Origin of the sequence: Pseudomonas arsenicoxydans (genome assembly GCF_900103875.1) — a bacterium.
Lineage (GTDB): Bacteria > Pseudomonadota > Gammaproteobacteria > Pseudomonadales > Pseudomonadaceae > Aquipseudomonas > Aquipseudomonas arsenicoxydans.
In genome coordinates, this window is record NZ_LT629705.1 from 2,606,086 (window position 1) to 2,624,902 (window position 18,817).

17 protein-coding genes, 1 tRNA gene and 1 pseudogene are annotated in these 18,817 nt (G+C 60.1%); 2 read left to right on the forward strand and 17 right to left on the reverse strand.

Features of this window, described 5'->3' with window-relative positions:
- Positions 1-32: 32 nt before the first annotated feature.
- Positions 33-572, reverse strand: a complete 540-nt coding sequence (locus tag BLQ41_RS12065) for an AidA/PixA family protein (protein WP_090181108.1) — start codon at positions 570-572, stop codon at positions 33-35.
- 124 nt (positions 573-696) lie between these two features.
- Positions 697-1,200, reverse strand: coding sequence for an inclusion body family protein (locus tag BLQ41_RS12070; protein ID WP_090181110.1), 504 nt, complete (start codon positions 1,198-1,200; stop codon positions 697-699).
- A gap of 443 nt (positions 1,201-1,643) precedes the next feature.
- Between BLQ41_RS12070 and BLQ41_RS12075 the strand changes: the two genes are divergently transcribed.
- Both BLQ41_RS12075 and tam read left to right on the forward strand, forming a co-directional pair.
- Positions 1,644-1,973 carry a YXWGXW repeat-containing protein gene (locus BLQ41_RS12075; RefSeq protein WP_090181112.1) on the forward strand — a complete coding sequence of 110 codons (330 nt, stop codon included), beginning with the start codon at positions 1,644-1,646 and terminating at the stop codon, positions 1,971-1,973.
- Positions 1,974-2,077: 104 nt separating this feature from the next.
- Positions 2,078-2,848, forward strand: a complete 771-nt coding sequence (gene tam / locus BLQ41_RS12080; RefSeq protein ID WP_090181113.1) for a trans-aconitate 2-methyltransferase — start codon at positions 2,078-2,080, stop codon at positions 2,846-2,848.
- Between the two features lie 27 nt (positions 2,849-2,875).
- Here the strand turns inward: tam and BLQ41_RS12085 are convergent, their stop codons facing one another.
- From BLQ41_RS12085 to BLQ41_RS12160, 15 genes and pseudogenes are all read right to left on the reverse strand, one after another.
- Positions 2,876-3,604, reverse strand: coding sequence for a class I SAM-dependent methyltransferase (locus BLQ41_RS12085; RefSeq protein WP_090181115.1), 729 nt, complete (start codon positions 3,602-3,604; stop codon positions 2,876-2,878).
- A 189-nt stretch (positions 3,605-3,793) separates the two neighbouring features.
- Entirely contained in the window at positions 3,794-4,057 is a 264-nt protein-coding gene (locus BLQ41_RS12090) for a short-chain dehydrogenase (RefSeq protein ID WP_090181117.1), read from the reverse strand.
- Positions 4,058-4,496: 439 nt separating this feature from the next.
- Positions 4,497-4,709: pseudogene (locus BLQ41_RS12095) on the reverse strand (helix-turn-helix domain-containing protein); the annotation flags it as partial.
- 218 nt (positions 4,710-4,927) lie between these two features.
- A tRNA-Gly gene (locus BLQ41_RS12105) sits at positions 4,928-5,001 on the reverse strand.
- 161 nt (positions 5,002-5,162) lie between these two features.
- Positions 5,163-6,047: an alpha/beta fold hydrolase gene (locus BLQ41_RS12110; RefSeq protein WP_090181121.1), complete on the reverse strand. Its 885-nt coding sequence runs from the start codon at positions 6,045-6,047 to the stop codon at positions 5,163-5,165.
- Between the two features lie 311 nt (positions 6,048-6,358).
- Positions 6,359-7,051, reverse strand: coding sequence for a pseudouridine synthase (locus BLQ41_RS12115; RefSeq protein ID WP_090181123.1), 693 nt, complete (start codon positions 7,049-7,051; stop codon positions 6,359-6,361).
- Between the two features lie 56 nt (positions 7,052-7,107).
- Complete coding sequence (locus tag BLQ41_RS12120) at positions 7,108-7,302, reverse strand: cysteine-rich CWC family protein (protein WP_090181125.1); 195 nt, start codon at positions 7,300-7,302, stop codon at positions 7,108-7,110.
- Complete coding sequence (locus tag BLQ41_RS12125; RefSeq protein ID WP_090181126.1) at positions 7,299-8,798, reverse strand: sensor domain-containing diguanylate cyclase; 1,500 nt, start codon at positions 8,796-8,798, stop codon at positions 7,299-7,301. The genes BLQ41_RS12120 and BLQ41_RS12125 overlap by 4 nt, the downstream gene beginning before the upstream one ends.
- Positions 8,799-9,029: 231 nt before the next feature.
- Positions 9,030-10,802 (reverse strand): allophanate hydrolase, encoded by a 1,773-nt coding sequence (gene atzF, locus BLQ41_RS12130; protein WP_090181129.1) that lies wholly within the window; start codon positions 10,800-10,802, stop codon positions 9,030-9,032.
- A 24-nt stretch (positions 10,803-10,826) separates the two neighbouring features.
- Complete coding sequence (uca, locus tag BLQ41_RS12135; RefSeq protein ID WP_090181131.1) at positions 10,827-14,453, reverse strand: urea carboxylase; 3,627 nt, start codon at positions 14,451-14,453, stop codon at positions 10,827-10,829.
- Between the two features lie 281 nt (positions 14,454-14,734).
- Complete coding sequence (locus BLQ41_RS12140) at positions 14,735-15,376, reverse strand: urea amidolyase associated protein UAAP2 (RefSeq protein ID WP_090181133.1); 642 nt, start codon at positions 15,374-15,376, stop codon at positions 14,735-14,737.
- A gap of 11 nt (positions 15,377-15,387) precedes the next feature.
- Positions 15,388-16,113 carry an urea amidolyase associated protein UAAP1 gene (locus BLQ41_RS12145; RefSeq protein WP_090181135.1) on the reverse strand — a complete coding sequence of 242 codons (726 nt, stop codon included), beginning with the start codon at positions 16,111-16,113 and terminating at the stop codon, positions 15,388-15,390.
- 12 nt (positions 16,114-16,125) lie between these two features.
- The gene (locus BLQ41_RS12150) at positions 16,126-16,914 is read right to left on the reverse strand and encodes an ABC transporter ATP-binding protein (RefSeq protein ID WP_090181138.1); all 789 of its coding nucleotides are present in this window, start codon (positions 16,912-16,914) and stop codon (positions 16,126-16,128) included.
- On the reverse strand, positions 16,911-17,726 hold the full coding sequence (locus BLQ41_RS12155) for an ABC transporter permease (RefSeq protein WP_033054095.1): 816 nt from the start codon (positions 17,724-17,726) through the stop codon (positions 16,911-16,913). Before BLQ41_RS12155 ends, BLQ41_RS12150 begins: the two co-directional genes overlap by 4 nt.
- Positions 17,727-17,741: 15 nt before the next feature.
- Positions 17,742-18,809 (reverse strand): putative urea ABC transporter substrate-binding protein, encoded by a 1,068-nt coding sequence (locus tag BLQ41_RS12160; protein ID WP_090181140.1) that lies wholly within the window; start codon positions 18,807-18,809, stop codon positions 17,742-17,744.
- Positions 18,810-18,817 lie beyond the last annotated feature (8 nt).

The window sequence follows — 18,817 nt, forward strand, 5'->3', positions numbered from 1 at the left end:
CCCTTGAGGCCGGTTTTTTTGTATAGATCGGCTCAGTCGGTCATCTTCACCTCAACCGCCCAACTGAAGTACCCCAAGGCCTCGCAGTTCTTATCGATCAGCATGAAATTCAGTACGCACGCCTCCACCCCGGAGGCCAATTGCGTGAAATGCCAATAATGATCATCCGCCGTATGGCTGCCCGGTTGAGTCGGGTTTGCCGGATCGGGTGCGGGCACGGTCAGGTTGCCGTGGACCACCAGTTCAGGGGGCGAAAGTACCCCGGCATCGCCTACAGACACCTCGTAAAAAACCACGCTGTGCTCGGCGAGCAAACTGACGGTTCTGCCGCGCAGATGGAAGTTTTTTCCGTTTAGGGCGAACAGCTTTAACGTACTGTCACTTGTGACACTTTTGGTTGTTTGTGTGCCGCTGACGGCGAAGATAAAACCTTTCTCTATCGCGGTCGGGTTTTGCGGTTCAAGGCTGGGTTGCGGATAGCGTGACAGCAATGATTCGGCATCGACGATCAGCAGCACATTATTGGCTGGCGCGATGCTGGATGCAGGGGATTTGATCGGTTCGGAAGTCATCATGGATTCCTTTCATGATGTTGGCGCAAAACGGCAACCGCTTCGGTTCATGCAAGACATCCTGTTCCTGTCGAAGCGGCAACGTATTGGGCAAGCCCCTTGTCGCCAAGGGGCCAGCCTCTGATCAATTACGGATGGTAATGAACGGGTCCCACGAACAGCAGCCGACAATCTTGCAATCGCGATCCACGATCAGGAAGTGGAAGTGGTAGGTCACGCTGCCGCACGAAAGGGTTTCCGAGGACCAGTAATGGTTATCGACTTTCTGGCAGCTCGGCACCGATGGATTGCTGGTGTTGGGGACGGCGACACAGGCGGTAGCCTTGCGCGGCGTGGGGGTAGAGATCAATTCGTTGCCGACGTTGCCGATGAATTTGTAGAAAATGACGGCCGTTTCGAAGCTCTGCGACAGGCTGGTTTCACGCCAGCGAATCAGGTCGCCCACCTGGGCCTTCAAATTGAGTTCGCCACCGGCCTGGCCATTGATGACGTTGTCCCGGTTGGTCACCATGTACACATGATTGACGTCGATGAGTGTTGGCGAAGCAGGGTTTTTGCTGATGTTCGGGTAGTTTTTCAGAATGGTTTCGGTGTCGATTGAAACCAGTACATCCGTGACTCGAGACATAGTAAAGCTCCTTGTTCATAGTGAGTGCCTGGCTTCTTTCCAGGCACAACAACGCTTGCTTGCCTTGTGGCCGTTGCGCAAACACTACGGGCGGAACCCACCTGTCACGGGCATGAGCTGGCCTGGCTCCTTGCGTGAAAACAAACGGTTCGGGTTCCTTCCGACGGGCCGCGATTAGGACTATAGGTGCGAAACACAGGCTGTCAAAATTGCTGGCCTGCTCGCTCGACGAACGGTCAAAAAAGTAGTGGCTTCCGACGATTTGGCGATAAGAAAACGCTTATTGAAAACTCCCTTGTGCCACCTGCGCCAAGTGAGGCCAGTTCAGGTAATAGACAGATATGACCTGTTACAAAAGTAGTGAGCCAGGCAGGAGCAGGGCAGAAAAAGGGGGCGTTTTTTGCTGGTTCACTCGATGTGGCGGTCAAGCCTGAGGAGGCAGCATGTGGTTACGTTATATGGCGTTAATGGCGGTGATGTTCACGGCTTCCGGCTGTGTGCAGGAACGGGTGGTTCATGAGCGGCGTCCAGCGCCGCGCGAGTACGTCGAAGTCATTGCGCCGCAGGCACCGCCGGAGCGCGTGATCGAAATCGAACCGGTGGCGCGCCCGGGGTACGTTTGGTCTCGGGGATACTGGCGTTGGGATGGTGGGCGCTACGTCGCGGTTCATGGTCACTGGGTTGCGGAGCGACCGGGCTATCGTTATGTGCATCCGCACTGGGAGCGGCGTAATGAGGGCTGGTATTGGCAACGCGGAGGTTGGGTAAACTGATTTCTTTCGCCATAGGTTGGATAGGGCAGGGCGCACGGGTCGGAGTATCGTAGCGAACCGGTTGTGCGCCTCTGGCCACATCTACACACCGACAGGAGAACGCAATGAGTTGGTCCGCCAAACAATACGTCGCTTTTGAAGATGAACGCACACGCCCGGCCCGTGACTTGCTCGCGGCGATCCCGCCCGTGGACGCGCGCGTGGCCATCGACATCGGTTGCGGCCCCGGTAATTCGACCCAATTGCTGGTCGAGCGCTTCGCCAATGCCACGGTGCGCGGCCTGGACAGTTCGGCCGACATGATCGAAGCCGCCCGCCAGCGCTTGCCTCAAGTGCGCTTCGACACCGCTGATATCGATACCTGGAACGAGCCGGGCCCGTTCGATGTGATTTTCGCCAACGCGGTGCTGCAATGGCTGCCTGATCACGCAACGTTACTGCCAGCGCTGGCCGCCCGGCTGACACAGGGCGGTAGCCTGGCGATTCAGATGCCCGACAACCTCAACGAACCGTCGCACCGCTTGATGCGTGAAGTGGCTGCCGATGGGCCATGGGTCAGCAAGTTGGCGGACGCCGCCGGGCAACGCACGGAAATGGCGAGCGCCAGCGATTACTACTCGATGTTGCGACCGCACTGTACGCGAGTCGACGTGTGGCGTACCACCTACCATCACCCGCTCGCGGGTGGCGCGTCGGGTGTGGTCGAGTGGTTCAAGGGCAGCGGTTTACGGCCGTTTCTCGATCCACTGGATGAGGCGGAAAAAGCCCAGTACCTCAAGCAGTACCAAACGGCGATCGAGCGGGCTTATCCGACCTTGGCCGATGGTTCAGTGCTGCTACCGTTCCCGCGCTTGTTTATCGTCGCGACTCGCTGAAATCACTTATCCAGCGCTGGCCGGTTGTCAGCGCTGTACTTGCACCAGCAACATCATCGGCCGTTCCCGCTCCTCGGCCAGCGCCGGTTGGGCCGCCACTTCGGCATCGCTCGGTCCCCATTCGTTGACATGCTGGATGCTGAAACCAGCGCCAATCAGGGTATTGAGCAAGGTGCCGAGGGTTCGGTGCTGCTTGATCACGCCTTCGGCCAGCCAGTTGGTTACGCGCTCGCCTTCACGTTGATAACTGTCCAGCGGCCAACGCTTGTTCCCTTCGTTATCGATCAGCCATCCCGGATTACTGGGGGCCATGAAGATGGGATGTTCGATTGAAAATACGAAACGCGAGCCAGGTTTAAGGGCCGCGTGGATTTTGGCGAACAGGCCAGTTAGATCCTTGATGTAGTGCAATGCCAGGGAACTGTAGGCGAGATCGAAACTGGCTTCGGGCAGGTCGAGTTGTTCCAGATCGGCACGGGCGTATTGGATGTTCGTCGCCGACGTCGTGTGACGCGCCTGTTCCAGCATCTTTTCCGAGACGTCGAGCCCCAGCACGCTTTCCGCGCCTTGTTCACTGGCCCAGCGGCAAAACCAGCCATAACCGAAGCCGAGGTCCACGACCTTCAGCCCTTTCATGGGCGGGAGCATGGCTTTGAGTGCAGGCCATTCAGGCGCTGCGTCGAGGCCGCCGATGGAGCGAGCCGATTGGCTGTAGCCCTGAAAAAATTCCGCGTCGTCGTAGATGTTTTGGGTCATGTTTGGGCGGCTCTGTTGAGATTGTTCACGGGCGGCACTCATGTGCGGCCGATTGGGTTCCCTCGCAGAGTGATGGCGCGTGTTCGTTGATGGCCGCGCGTGGGAGAGGGTGGTTGAAGACAGGGAAATGCTAGCAGGTTGGGCGAACGCAAAGGACGCCCCGAAAGGCGCCCCAATCTTATGTCACAACTATTGCGCATCCATACGTCGAGCGATCACATCCAGCACATCGCAACCGTCGCGCAAGGGCACACAGCAGAGCAACGCAAAGTCGCTGAGGATCACCGAGTCAGACGTGATGTCGCCTCGCATCGCGAGGTTTTCAAGAAGCTGCGTGACAGCCCGGATTCTGTAACTGGCGGTGCTGAGCAGGGAATGCAGCGGTTGGGTGGTGTTGACGAACAGGGAGGGAAGGTCGTCGGCGTTGCTGGTTAAAGCCATGTATTCGTTCATGCGTAATTACCGTTAGTAGGTGGAAGACCTACCACTCAATCGTCGCCAAACAATTAGGGTGGCAGCCGTACGCGGGTTGGCGAACCGGACAACGGTGAAACCGGCAGACCCGAAGGTCTCCCACGCACAGCTACCAAAAAAAGCGCAGCAAAGTGCAGTCAGAAAAAGCTCCGAAAAAGCTCGAAGTGTTTCTGAATCGTTGTCATCGAGTCGCCAAACCCAATACGCCATTTGGGCGCGGAACGGACTATAGGCCTCGTGACAACAGCGCAGCAATGCGCAAGTCTACGGACAATTCCCACCGTAGTGTAGGACCTTGCCTTTTCGAAAATTGGCCACTTTCGTGCCACTAGTGAATGGGTTCTCGACAGCTAATGACGGGCATTGATTGATCATTCAGGATGAAAAATCAGCGGTTCACTAAATCCTGTTTTCAACGAGACAGGCCTTGCTGATCCACACGGAATTTAAGAGCCTCAATCGGATTGGAGGGCGGCATCGGGTAATGCTCGTCTTCGTACTTTTCGATGAGCAGCGCCAGAGTTTCCAGATCATCACCTTCAGGCGAACCAATGCCTGCCCCCCACAGCTGCTCCACTCGAGCAAATGCAGCTTTCAGGTCTTCTTGGTTGAGAATTAGCTTACGGTTCATTCCACGGTCTCCGAGTTGATCTGGTCATACAGGGCAAAGGGTGCAGAGAAAACCGTTACCTGGGCAAGAAAAACGCTAACAAAACACCGGTTTTGCGCGAAAACGCTGATTTTTCGCTTCGAAACACAAACCCCAGACACAAAAAAACCGGCCATCAAGGCCGGTTTTTTCTTTATCTGCATCCCCCGTCAAAAAACAACGTGAGACCTAAATTCGATTGGAGCGGGTGAAGGGAATCGAACCCTCGTTATCAGCTTGGGAAGCTGGAGTAATGCCATTATACGACACCCGCTCAGAGCGGCTGACTTTGTACCAGATGTGCGCGTGGAAATGAAGTTTTTCTTTGCGCGCGATGCGTTTGGTGCAGGTGAAACGGTCTATCACGGGCAAGCCTCGTGCCTACAGGAATGCATTCAACACTGTGGGGCGAAGCTTGCTCGTGATGACGCTGTTTCAGATGGCCAATGCATGTTGGTCCTGGACGCAGTGGTAACGCGGTCGGCTGGCGTGCTGCGCCGGTTTCAGGAAGCCCAGCAGTACCTCGCGGCTGTCTCGGCAAGCGGCTTTGTGTTCCATGTCGAGAAAGTGCCCGGTGGCTTGCAAGGTGCTGAAGGTGGCGTGTTGCACGTGGTTGGCGAATAAGCGGGCGCCGTCGGCGGCGGTGTATTCGTCCCATTCGCCGTTCATGAACAGCACTGGCACGTTGATTTTCTCAGCTGCTTTGAGGAAGCACTGACGATCGCTGTGCAGCAGGTCGCTGATGTGGAAGTGCATCTGCCCGTATTCATGTTCGGCCAGGCTGCTGACGTGGCGATAGTTGAAACGCTTGAACAGCGTCGGCAGGTGTTTGCCGATGGTGCTGTTGACCAGGTTGCCGACCCGGTCGCCGTCCCGGCTGCCGAGGTAGTCGATGCCGCGCTCGAGGTAGTCGAGCATGTGCGCGTTGATTTCCGGAGAGAACGAGCTGATCACGGCTTTTTCGATGCGTCGTGGCTGGTGAGCGAGAGCGACCAGGGTCGCGGCGCCTCCCCAGGAGAACGACAGCACGTGTTCGGCGGCGAAGTGGTCGATCAGCTCCAGGAGGATCTGCCCTTCGACTTCCTTGGTCAGCAATTTTTCATGCAGGTTGTGGGCTTTTGACTTGCCCGCGTAGGGCTGGTCGTAGCAGACCACATTGAACTGCGGGTGAAGGTTTTTCACGGTTTGTGCAAACGACGCAGTCGTGGCCATCGAGCCGTTGACCAAGATAATGGTCTTCTCTGCGGCGTCTGCGCGATAGAACTCCGTGTAAACCCGATACTGACCCTGTATATCCAGCACAGCGATTTCTGGCCTCATGTCATAAGACTCCAAGCAAGCGGGTATGCGCGCAAAAGAGATTGCACGAGCTTTGTGACAGGTAGGCATACGCCTGGAATTTGGAGGCCCATGTCGATCCGTACTGCAGGTCGACGGGTATTATTATTGGCGGGCAGTCTGCCGGTCTGAGGCGGAACCTGAGGGTTCTCTAACCGGCAAAAAGTTTCTTAGAAGTATGTTGTGACTCGTCAGTCACATTTCGGCTGACGACCTGATTCAAGCAGGGGAGACGGCATCGCGCAAGTGTCTTTCGTAAATTGTTCGACAACTTCTGCTGAGCGGTAGGCTGCTTAGATCAATTGAATCTCTTCGGTGCGCAACGCACGGTACTCGCCCGGTTTTAGCGCGTTATCGAGCACCAGCGGCCCCATGCGTTCACGGTGCAGGCGCAGCACTTTGTTGTCGAAGTGGCCGAACATCCGCTTCACCTGGTGGTAACGACCTTCGACGATGCTCAGTCGAGCGGACGTGGGTCCGAGCACGTCCAGCCCGGCGGGTTGGGTGGTGAGGTCTTCGAAAGCGAAGTACAGCCCTTCAGCGAATTTCAACGCATATTCCGGGCCGATCTCTTGCTCGGTCTCGACGTAGTAGACCTTGGGCAGCTTGGTCTGCGGCTGGGTCAGGCGTCGCGACCAGCTGCCGTCATTGGTGATCAGCATCAGGCCGGTGGTGTTGAAATCCAGGCGACCGGCGATGTGCAGGTCGTCCTTGTCCGGCTCCTGGATCAGGTCTAGGACCGTCGGGTGTTGCGGGTCGCGGGTGGCGCTGACGCAGCCGGGCGGTTTGTGCAGCATGAAATAACGTGCGGGCTTGCCGACTTGCAGCACATCCCCATCGACCTCGACGCGGCTGAATTCCAGCACTTGGGCGTGCGGGTCGCTGACGACTTTTCCGTCGATCCGCACGCGCTTTTCCACCAGCAACAGTCGGACCTGTTGACGGTTGAAACGCGGTAGATTGCTGAGGAAACGGTCAACGCGCATGACAAAGGATCAGTGGTGAAAGGGCGCGTATCTTACGTGATCAGCCGAGCGGGTGCTTACAACTGCGCCTCGACCTCGGCACAGCGTGGGCACAGGCAGGATTTATTGCGCAGTTCCGCCGGCAGTGCTTCGAGCACCGAAGGGTCGATGCTGACGCCAAAGCACCAGCACGTTTGATCGACGGTTCGCGGGTCAGCCAGGGTGCAGGCGTTGGAGGCGCCGCAGGCCGGGCACAGGTCAGGATTATTCATGTAGGACTGTATTCATAACTGGAGTGAGGCATTTCCACGCACGTTCGGTTGCGGCCGGCTTGCTTGGCCCGGTACATCGCATGATCGGCCCGAGAGAGCAGGGTGTGCAAGGTTTCATCGACTTGCAAGGTGGTCAGGCCGATGCTGACTGTCAGCTGCAGTTCATTTCCGTTGTAGGCATAACGCTGCTGTTCGACGTGCTGGCGAATTTTCTCGGCGATCATCAGACCGGTCTCACCGTCGGTGTCCTTGAGCAGCACGATGAACTCTTCGCCACCCCAGCGACAGACAATGTCGGAATGGCGCAGGCAACTCTCCAGGTCCCGGGCGAAGCCGATCAGCACTTGATCGCCGGCCAGGTGACCGTAGGTGTCGTTCAAGGCCTTGAAGTGATCCAGGTCCAGCAACAACGCAGTCAGCGGCTTGGGCTCGCGTTGGGCTTCGTGCATGGCTTGCGCGGCCAGCAGGTCGAAGCCGCGACGGTTCGGCAATTCGGTCAGGCTGTCGAGTGTCGCTTGCGCCTGGATCTTGCCCTGGAAGCGCTTGATCACCCGGTTGAGCAGGGCCAGCACGATCAGCGTCACGAGCAGGCAGATCAGCAGGTTGAGGTACAGCGACTGACGGATGTCATTGAGCGCGCCGTCTTCGCGTTTATCGACAAACAGGTACCAGTTCAATTCCGGAATGAACCGCACATTGAGGAAATGTCCCTGGCCGTAGACGGAATATTCGTAGCTGCCGCTGTGGGGTTTGGGCAACTGACTGACCAGCCCCTTCATGCTGTCCAGTTCGTCGAGTTTCTGTCCGATATGCGCGCCTTGTGGGCCGCCCTCGGCGCCGGTGAGCACCAGGCGTCCGAAGTTGTCGACGAAGTACACACTGCGCTGGTAACGCTGCTGGTATTTGTCGATCAGCTTGATCACCGCATCGACCGTCAGGCCGACGCCCGCCGCGCCGATGAAGCGGTTGTTGTAGTCGTAGACCTTGTAGTTGATGAAGAAGGTCAGGTTGTCCTTGTTGGCGAGGTCCGGGTCGACATTGATCTCGTAGGGATCGGCCATGTCGCGTACGCGGAAATACCAGGCGTCGCGCGGCTCAGTGGATTTGACCTGCTTGAGTACGCCCTTGGCGTGGTAGTAGGTGAGGCTGGTGTTGGAAACGAAAAAGGCGGTGTAGGCGCCGTAGTGCGTCATGACCTCGTTGAGGTAGCGGGTCATTTTATCGGGGTCTTGCTCGCCGTTTACCACCCAGTCACGCATGAAGGTGTCGCGGGACATCATCGAGGAAATCAGGATCGGTCTGACGAGGTCTTTCTGGATTTCCGAGTAGACCGTGTCGGAGGTCAGCGGCAGTTCGGTGTTGATGATGCTGTCGCGGATCGACGCGCGCGAGGCGTAGTAGCTCAGGAGAGACGTGGCCAGGAAGCCTGCGCCCAGCAACGCGATGAGCGTGAGGACCAACGAGCGTTGTGAGTACAGCGGCGATCGAAGCGGCATGACGTTTCCGTTGGCAGTGACCCGATGGCAGGCATTCTAATGGCACTGCCGGGAAATAACTGCCCCATGTTCAGCGCGAATGATGGCTCACATGCTCCCTGCAGATTGCGCCCGGCCCTTGTGGGAGTGAGCCTGCTCGCGATGGCGGTCTAACAGGCAAAATAAATGTTGCCTGACAATCCGCTATCGCGAGCAAGCTCGCTCCCACAGGTGTCTAGTCGTTCTTTCGCGCTATGAAAGGGATCGCAGATACGCACGCCACCCGCCGAGATGACTGATATCCACCGCCCCCTCCAACCCATACGCCTCACAGATAAACCCGCTCTCCCAGCGCCCATCCGCCAGTTGCACCTTGCCCAATCCCAGCGGCGCTGGAATCCCGGTCAGGAACGAGCCCAGTTCACTGCTCGGCAACTCCCAAACCTCCACCGCAATGGCCACGCCGCCATCCTTCACCCGAACCATCCCCGGACGAAACGGCGGCCCACCAGCCAACGCATACAGTTGATAGTCCGGTGAACTGAACGTGGTCTCGACCAACCGAGCCCCGCGCCGCTTCAATTGCCAGTTCAACGCCAGCCCGTCCAGATGCGCGCCGCACACCACCAGGCGTGCGCGGTCATTGCGGGCGACCGTTGTCGGCGCTGGCTCAGCCGAAGGACGCTGAAACGCATCCGCCACGCTTAACAGATACTGATCGGTAAACGCCCGGCCAAACAGCGTCACGCCCCACGGCAAGCCATTGCCCATGAAGCCGCTTGGCACCGCAACGGCGGCGTAATCGAGCAGGTTCATGAAGTTGGTGTAGTAACCCAGTTCCGAATTGCGCAGGACCGGTTCGGCGTCCAGTTCCGCCAGCGTAACCGGGCGGCCGATGGTCGGTGTGACGACGCAGTCGAGTCCTTCCAGCGCCTTGTCGCACAGCGCCTTCAAGGCTTGCAGTCGATACTGGGCGCGGAAGGTCTGCACGCCCGTCACCGCCGGTGCCTTGGCCAGCACGGCGCGGATCACGGGCAACACGGCTTGCGGATTTTGCTCCATCAGTTCGCCGGCGACGCTGAAACGCTCGGCCACCCACGGACCTTCATAGAGCAGGCGCGCAGCCTCAAGGAACGGCGACAGATCGAGCTCCACCGCTTCGCCGCCCAACGCCTTGAGCTGATCGATGGCATCACCGAACAGCAGTGGGCCTTCAGGGCAGCCGAAGAATTCCAGATCCTGCGCACGGGGCACGCCGAAACGGAAAGGGCGCGGTGCGCCGAACGCCGAGCCGTCATTCCACAGCGGATTGCGGCGGCTGTATTCGTCCCGTGGGTCAAGGTGCGCGGTGAGCGCGAGCAACTGACTGGCTTCCCGAGCCGTCGCGGTAAACGTCGTCACGCAATCGAGGGTGCGACAGGCCGGCACTACACCCGCCGTTGAGATCAACCCTTTGGTCGCTTTTAGGCCGACCAGATTGTTCAGCGCCGCCGGGACTCGCCCGGACCCCGCCGTGTCCGTGCCCAGCGAAAAACTCGCCACGCCCAGCGCGACCGCCAGCGACGAGCCGGCGCTCGAACCGCCCGACGGATACTCCGGCAACACACTGTTGGGGCACGCGCCATACGGCGAGCGACTGCCGTTCAGCCCGGTGGCGAACTGGTCCAGATTGGTCTTGCCCAAAGGGATCGCGCCCAGTGCCAACAGTTGCTCGACGATGGTCGCCGAGCGTTGCGGCACGTAAGTAAATTCAGGGCACGCCGCCGTGGTCGGGCTGCCCGCCAGGTCGATGTTGTCCTTGATCGCGAACGGCACGCCGTACAACGGCAGGCTGTCAAGTTCGCGGCCGTCGAGGGCCGCCAGGTACGGTTCCAGTTCTTCAACACTGAGCAAGTGGATGAACAGGTGATAGTCCGGGTTCAGTGCCGCGGCTTTGTCGCGCAGGCTCAGCAGCAGTTGCCGAGGCGTGGTGCTGCCGTCGCGGTAAGCGCTGCGCAGGGCGTCGAGTTGCAGATTGATGTTCATGGCTTGATCCTTTTCAAAATGGCTTCAGTCGAGTTCCAGCACCACGACGCGCTGTCCGGCGCGCACCGCCGAACCCGGTTGCACACGAATCTCGCGCACCACGCCAGCGAGGGGCGCGAGCAGCGGAATTTCCATCTTCATCGACTCCAGAATCACCAGCACATCGCCGGCCTCCACGCGGCTGCCGGTCTCTACCTGCACCTGCCAGAGATTGCCGGCGATGTGGCTGTCAACGCTCATTTCACCGCTGGCCAGCGGCGCGTCTTCAGTCACTTGCGCGATCAGTTCTTCACTGTCGAAATGCGCCTGGCCGCTGGCGATCCAGCGTTCGCGTTCGGCGTTGAACGCGCCTTGTTGTTGATCGCGGAAGGCGGCGATGGTCTCGGCTTCTTTCGCCAGGAAGGCCTGGTAATCCGCCAGGTTCAACTGGCTGTGCTCGATGTTCAGATCGAAGCGCCCAAGGGGGAAGTCGCGACGAATGCGCAGCAGTTCATCGGCACTGACCGGGTAGAAACGGATCTGGTCAAAAAAGCGTAGCAGCCACGGTTTGCCATCGAACGCCGCGACTTCGCGGTAGCGGTTCCACATCTGCAACGTGCGACCGACGAACTGATAACCACCGGGGCCTTCCATGCCGTAGACGCACATGTAGGCGCCCCCGATGCCAACCGAGTTTTCGGCGGTCCAGGTGCGGGCCGGGTTGTACTTGGTGGTGACCAGCCGATGGCGTGGATCGAGCGGGGTGGCGACTGGCGCGCCGAGGTAGACGTCGCCCAGGCCCATCACCAGATAGCTGGCGTCGAACACCGTGCGCTGCACTTCGTCGAGGTTCGGCAGGTCGTTGATGCGGCGGATGAACTCCAGGTTGCTCGGGCACCACGGCGCGTCCTTGCGCACGGTGGTCATGTATTTTTCGATCGCCAACTGGCAGGCCGGATCATCCCAGGACAGCGGCAAATGCACGATGCGCGAGGGCACTTGCAGGTTTTTGGCGGCGCACACGGCGTCCCATTCTCCGGCAACGATGCCGAGCAGATCGGCCAGCGGCAGTTGCTCGGGCTGGTAGTGCACTTGCAGCGAGCGAATGCCGGGAGTGAGGTCGATGACGCCGTGCAGGTGTTTGCCTTCCAACGCTTGCATCAGGGCGTGGGCGCGGAAGCGCAGGACCAGGTCCAACTCAGGTGCGCCGATTTCCAATAGCAGGTGAGTATCACCCGACAACCTGGCAACCAGCCGCGTATCCCCCTGACCCAGATCCAGCACCACAGGCGACACAATCTCCTGTGGGAGCAGGCTTGCCTGCGATGAGGCCCTACCAGACACCGCATCAACTTCATCGCGGGCAAGCCCGCTCCCACAGGTATTCCATTTCAGGGCGAGAGTGCGGGCGGTCTTTAGGTCGACCGGTTGGAATTGCACTTTGTCCCCAGCCTTCAGTTGCCCAAGCTGCCAAAGGTCCGCCTCGATCACCGTCACCGGGCAGACAAACCCGCCCAGGCTCGGGCCATCCGGCCCCAGGATCACCGGCATGTCCCCGGTGAAATCCACGGCGCCAATGGCATACGGATTGTCATGGATGTTCGACGGATGCAGCCCGGCTTCGCCACCGTCGGCACGCACCCATTCAGGCTTGGGCCCGATCAAGCGCACGCCGGTGCGGCTGGAATTGAAATGCACTTCCCACTGGGTCGCGAAAAAGGTGCCGATGTAGTTTTCGGTGAAGTATTCCGGCGCGCCATGGGGACCGTAGATCACCCGGATCTGCCGCACGGCAGGCAACTCGGAGATGTGTTGCAATTGCTGACCGACACCACGGTCGATCAACGCAGGCATGTGCAACACGTCACCCGCGCGCAGCGCACGACCGCCGTGGCCGCCAAACTGTCCCAGCGTGAACGTGCTTTTGCTCCCCAGATAATCCGGCACTTGCAGGCCGCCGCGCAGGCACAGGTAACTGCGTGCACCGGCACCGGCAATCGTGCCAAGGCTCAACGTGGCACCGGCAGGAATCAGCAGCGCCGTATTCATCGCGACGGTTTCACCGTTCAACGTCAGTGGAATCACCGCCCCGGTCACCGCCACCACCGCATCGCAATTGAAGCGCAGCAGCGGCCCGCTCATGGTGATTTCAATCGCGGCGGCGCCTTCGTCGTTGCCCAGTAAAAGATTGCCAAGGCGTAACGCGCGACTGTCCATCGGCCCTGACGGCGGCACGCCCACCGCCCAGTAGCCGAGACGGCCGGGATAGTCCTGGACGCTGGTCTGGGTGCCGGCGCTGAGCACTTCAAACGTGTTGGCCTGATACACCAGACCTTCGAGGCAACGGGTCCACGGCTGACCGCTGGCGAACGGCACATCCTGCAGAATCTGCCGCAGGTAATCGCGGTTGGTTTCTACGCCATAGAGCAGGCTGTCACCCAACGCCTGATGCAAATCGGCGCGCGCTTCTTCACGCGTCGGCGCCCAGCTGATGACCTTGGCGATCATCGGATCGAAGTACGGTGGAATCTCGCAACCGGCCTCGACCCACGTGTCGATGCGCAGCTGTTTGCCATCGGCGAGCGGAAAATTCACAGCGGTCAGCAAACCCGGGCTCGGCTGAAAATCACGGCCCGGATCTTCGGCGTAGAGCCGTGCCTGAATCGCATGACCGTCTGCCTTCAAGCCCTGGCTCAACTGGCTCAATGGCGGTAAGTCACCGGCCGCCAGTTCCACCATCCAGCGCACCAGGTCCACGCCCCACACTTGCTCGGTGACGCCGTGTTCCACTTGCAGGCGGGTGTTCACTTCCAGGAAATAGAAGCGCTGGTCTTCACTGTCGAAGACAAATTCCACGGTGCCGGCGCTGCGGTAGTTCACTGCTTTTGCCAGTTTGATCGCCGCCGCACACAACTCATCGGCCATCCCTTCAGGCAGGTTCGGCGCCGGGGTTTCTTCGAGGACTTTCTGGTTGCGCCGTTGCACCGAGCAATCGCGCACGCCGAGGGCAATCACGTCGCCGCGACCGTCGCCGAACACCTGGACTTCCAGATGCCGCGCGCGCTGGATGTATTTCTCGATGAACACACCGGCGTCGCTGAAATTGTTCTGGCCGAGGCGCTTCACCGCTTCAAAGGATTCGCTCAACTCGGCTGCGCTGCGGCACACGCGCATGCCGATGCCGCCACCGCCGGCGGTGCTCTTGAGCATCACCGGGTAGCCGACCTGCTCGCCGGCGATCAAGGCCGCGTCGAGACTGTCGAGGAGCTCGGTGCCTTCGAGCATCGGCACGCCATGTTGTTTGGCCAGGGCACGTGCGGTGTGCTTGAGGCCGAACACCCGCAGCTGCTCCGGGGTCGGGCCGATGAAGGCGATGCCAACCGCTTCGCAGGCTTCGGCGAACCCAGCGTTTTCCGAGAGGAAGCCGTAGCCGGGGTGGATCGCCGTGGCGCCGGTAGCGGTGGCGATGGCGAGCATTTTGTCGACCGCCAGATAGGTGCCGGCGGCGGCGCCTTCACCGAGGCTGTGGGCTTCGTCGGCTTGCAGGATGTGCAAACTGGCGGCATCGGCTTCGGAGTAAACGGCGACACCTTTGACCTGCAATTCACGCAGTGTGCGCAGGATGCGGCAGGCGATGGCGCCACGGTTGGCAATCAGGACTTTTTCGAACATGGCATAACCCCTGAAGGGGATGCGGGCCGTCCCGCAGTTTTTCGATGAGCGCCGGGGTCGTCCCCGACGGCAGAATCAATTTTTTTCAGATCACCACCGACCCCTGTGGGAGCGGGCTTGCCCGCGATGGCGGTGTGTCTGTCGACATCAATGTTGAATAGGCTGGCCTCATCGCGGGCAAGCCCGCTCCCACAGGGTTTAGTGGTGTTTGGGCTGTTTGAGGCACTGGCCCGAACGCGCCTGGCACAACGCAAACAACCACCGCCGCAACCACGCCATTTTCAGTTCCATACCAGCAACTCCGCAGGGGTCGGGTTGTAGGCGTTGCACGGGTTGTTCAATTGCGGGCAGTTGGAGATCAGCACGATCACGTCCATCTCGGCCCGCAGGTCGACGTATTTGCCCGGTGCCGAAATGCCGTCTTCAAACGTCAGCCCGCCATCAGCCGTGACCGGCACGTTCATGAAGAAATTGATGTTCGGCCCGATGTCGCCCTTGCCCAGTCGTCCGTCATGAACGCAAGCGCGCAGGTAGTTGTCGCGGCAGCTGTGCATGTAGCGTTTTTCCAGTGCGTAACGCACGGTGTTGCTCTCCTGCGCGCAGGCACCGCCGAGGGTGTCGTGGCGGCCGCACGTGTCGGCGACGATGGTCAGCATCGGTTTGCCGAGGTTGGAATACAGCACGCTGCCGGTGCTCAAATAGACGCTGTTCTGCCGACGCAAGGTGCGCTGCACGTCGTAGCGTTCCTTCGGGTTGGCGACGCTGTAAAACAAGGTGTCGACGGCCTGGTTGCCCTCCAGATCGAGGATGCGCAGGGTCTGGCCGGCCTTGACCTCCATCAGCCAGGGTTCGCCGGCGGGGATGGTGGCGCGGTAGACCGCCGTTTCTGGATGCTTGTGCGTGGTAGCGATGGCGAGTGACATGGCAGCGATCCTCAGGCGAACAGACGGTCGGTGTTGATGAAGCCGCGCTGGTTTTCCGGGCGCGAAGTACGGCAGTGTTCGGCGACGCTGGCGTCGGCGTTCATCCAGCTCAGCTTCAATGGTTTCGGTGCGTATTGCGGCGACGGGTCCATCGGGTGTTGCAGCGCGGTGAGCACCACCAGCGTGTCCATTGGCGCGTACAACTCGATGTAGTCGCCTGCTTTGGAATTGCCTTCGACGAAGTGGAAACGCCCGGCCTCATCGACGTTGACGCGGCTGAACAGGTTGAGGGTCATCAGCAAATCCGACAGGCCCAGGCCCCACTTGCCCAGTTCCACCAACAGGTTGTCGGTGCCGTTGCGGAAGAAGCCATTGCGCAGTTCCTGGTAGCGGCCGGCGCCGTACTTTTCAGCGACTTCTTCGGCGCAGAGCACGCCGCCGAGGCTGTCGCTCCAGCCGCAGGTGTCGGCAGTGATGGCGGCCAGCACGCGGCCCATGTCCGAGTACAGGCAATGGCCAGTGGTGAGCTTGGCGGTGTGTTGGCATTTGAGGCTGTCGGGCAGGTTCAGGCGTTCGGTTTTTTCATTGGCGTTGAGCAGCGTCAGGCTGACGTTGGCGCCGCCGCGCAGGTCAGTCAGGCGCAGCAATTGGCCGCGTTTCAACACGAAGGAACGATGACCGCCGCCGGGGAGCATTTCTTCGGCGAAGGGTGGGAACAGTTGAGTCGAATCAGTCATTGCAAAATTCCTCTAAGCGATACGAAGCGTGCCTGCCAGGGCTTGCGGCAGGGCGTCGACGGCGGCGCGATTGACGCGGCGGTCGCTGTTCAAAGGGATGTCGTAGGTGATGCGCGCGCCATAGGCGCCGGGGGCGTGCGGGTCGACGCGGACCTTGTCGAACACCAGCAGGCGCGTGCCGAGGCTGAAACCTTCGGACAGGTCATGGGTGACCATGAACACGGTCAGTTGCGTCTCGCGCCACAGCTCCAGCAGCAGGCCGTGCATGTCTTTGCGGATGCCCGGATCGAGGGCGCCGAACGGTTCGTCGAGCAGCAACACCCGGGGTTTCATGATCAGCGCCTGGGCGATAGCCAATCGTTGCTGCATACCGCCGGAGAGCTGCGCCGGGTATTTATCCAGCGAATGGCCGAGCCCGACTTTGTGCAGCAGTATCGAGGCCTGTTCCCGAGCGTCGCGTTTGGCGCTGCCGAACAAGCGTCCGAGCAATGGCGAACGAGGCAGTTCGAGGCCCAGAGCAACGTTGTCCAGCACTGTCAGGTGCGGGAACACCGAGTAGCGCTGGAACACCACGCCACGGCTTGAATCCGGCTCGCCGGCCAGGGCGTGGCCGTCGAGCAGAATCTCACCGCGACTGGCGCGTTCCTGGCCAAGCAACAGCCGCAGGAACGTCGATTTGCCGCAACCCGAGGCGCCGACCAGGGTGCAGAATTCACCCTCGTTGACGGTCAGGTTCAACCCTTCGAGCACCACCTGATCGGCGTACTGCTGCCAAACGTTTTTGACTGTGATGAAGCTCATGCGCGGGCCCCCTCATACCAGGGAAAGGCGCGTTGGGTCAGGCGTTTCAGGCCCCAATCCATTAGCCAGGCGAGCAGCGTGATCCAGACCACGTACGGCAGGATCACGTCCATCGCCAGGTAGCGGCGCACCAGGAAGATCCGGTAGCCGAGGCCGTCGGTGGAGGCGATGGCTTCGGCAGCGATCAGGAACAACCACGCCGAGCCCAGCATCAACCGCAGCGAGATCAACAGGCGAGGCAACAGCTGTGGCAGCACCACGCGCAGCATCAGTGTCCAGGTCGAGGCGCCGAGGGTCTGGGCCTTGATCAGCAACTCGACCGGAATTTCCCGGGCGCGCTGTTCAAGGTCCCGCGCCAGGCACGGGGTGATACCGATCACGATCAGCATCACTTTCGACAATTCCCCCAGCCCGAACACGATGAACAGAATCGGCAGGATCGCCAGTGGCGGCACCATCGACAGTACGGTCAGCAGTGGTGACAACGGTGCGCCAAACAGCGGCAAAGTGCCGGCGGCAATGCCCAGGCACAGCCCGGCCAGCGCACTGATGCCGAGGCCGATGGCCAGCCGTCGCAGGCTGGATGCGGTGTCTTGCCACAGCACATATTCACCGGTGCGGGTATCGGCGGTGAACGCCAGGCGTTTGACCGCGTCGGTCATTTGCACGGCGCTCGGCAGCAGTTTGTCGTTGGGGTTGTCCGTCAGCCGCTCGGCCGAGCCCATGAAGTAGGCGAACAGCACCAGGGCGAACGGCAGGATCACCAACAGCAAGCGACTCGGGCGATCCGGGTGGCGATTGATCAGGCGCATGGCCAGTCCTCCTGTTTACAGCTTGGCGTCGGCCGCCATCTGCACGTAGGTCGGGTCGAAGCGCAGCTTGAGATTGCCTTTGTCGCCGCTGGTCACGCCGTTTGCGAAGGCCATGCCGACGGCGCTGGTGTCTTTGGCGCCTTCACCGAGCAAGCCGTGCAGGAATGAGAACTCGGCTACCTTGCGCATGGTTTCCGGCAGTTGCTTGCTGGTGGAGAAGTCCAGGGCTTCCTTGGGCGTCGCGAACAATTTGGTGGTGTCGAGTTGCGCCTGGAAACCGGCCAGGTCGGTGCCGGACGCTTTGGCCATGTGTTCGAGGGCGACTTTGCTGGCGGCGTTTTTCTCGTTCATCAATGCGACCACTTCAAACCAGGCGCCGGTCAGCGCTTTGCCCAGGGCCGGGTTGTCTTTGAGGGTGGCGCTGTTGACCACCATCATGTCCATGATCTCGCCGGGAATCTGGCTGGAGTTGAACACTTCGGTCACCGCAGGCTTGGCCTTGATGTCCGAAAGCATCGGGTTCCAGGTGGTGACGGCTTTCACCTGATCGGTGTTGAAGGCGGCCGAGATGTCGGCGTCGGAGGTGTTGACCACTTTCAAGTCTTTCTCGGTGAGATCGACCGAATCCAGCGCGCGAGCCAGCAAATAGTGGGAAACCGACAGCTCGACCAGATTGACATCCATGCCCTTGAGGTCGGTGACTTTCTTGCCATCGCCCTTGAGCACGATGCCGTCGTTACCGTTGGAAAAGTCGCTGACGATCAGCGCGGTGCTGTCGACGCCACCGGCGGCGGGAATGGTCAGTGCATCCATGTTGGTCATGGTGCAGCCGTCGAACTGGCCGGCGGTGTACTGGTTGATCGATTCGACGTAATCGTTGAGCTGCACTACGTCGATCTTGATGCCGTACTTTTTCGCCCATTTATCGACGATGCCTTGGCTGCCAGCGTATTCCCACGGCATCCATCCGGCGTAGATGGTCCAGCAGACGCTGAAGTGGTCTTTCTGTGCGGCTTGGGACGAGACGCTCACGAGGGCTGCGAAAGCAGCAGCGAGCAGGGCGGGTAAACGAAGCTTGAGCATGGGTGGTT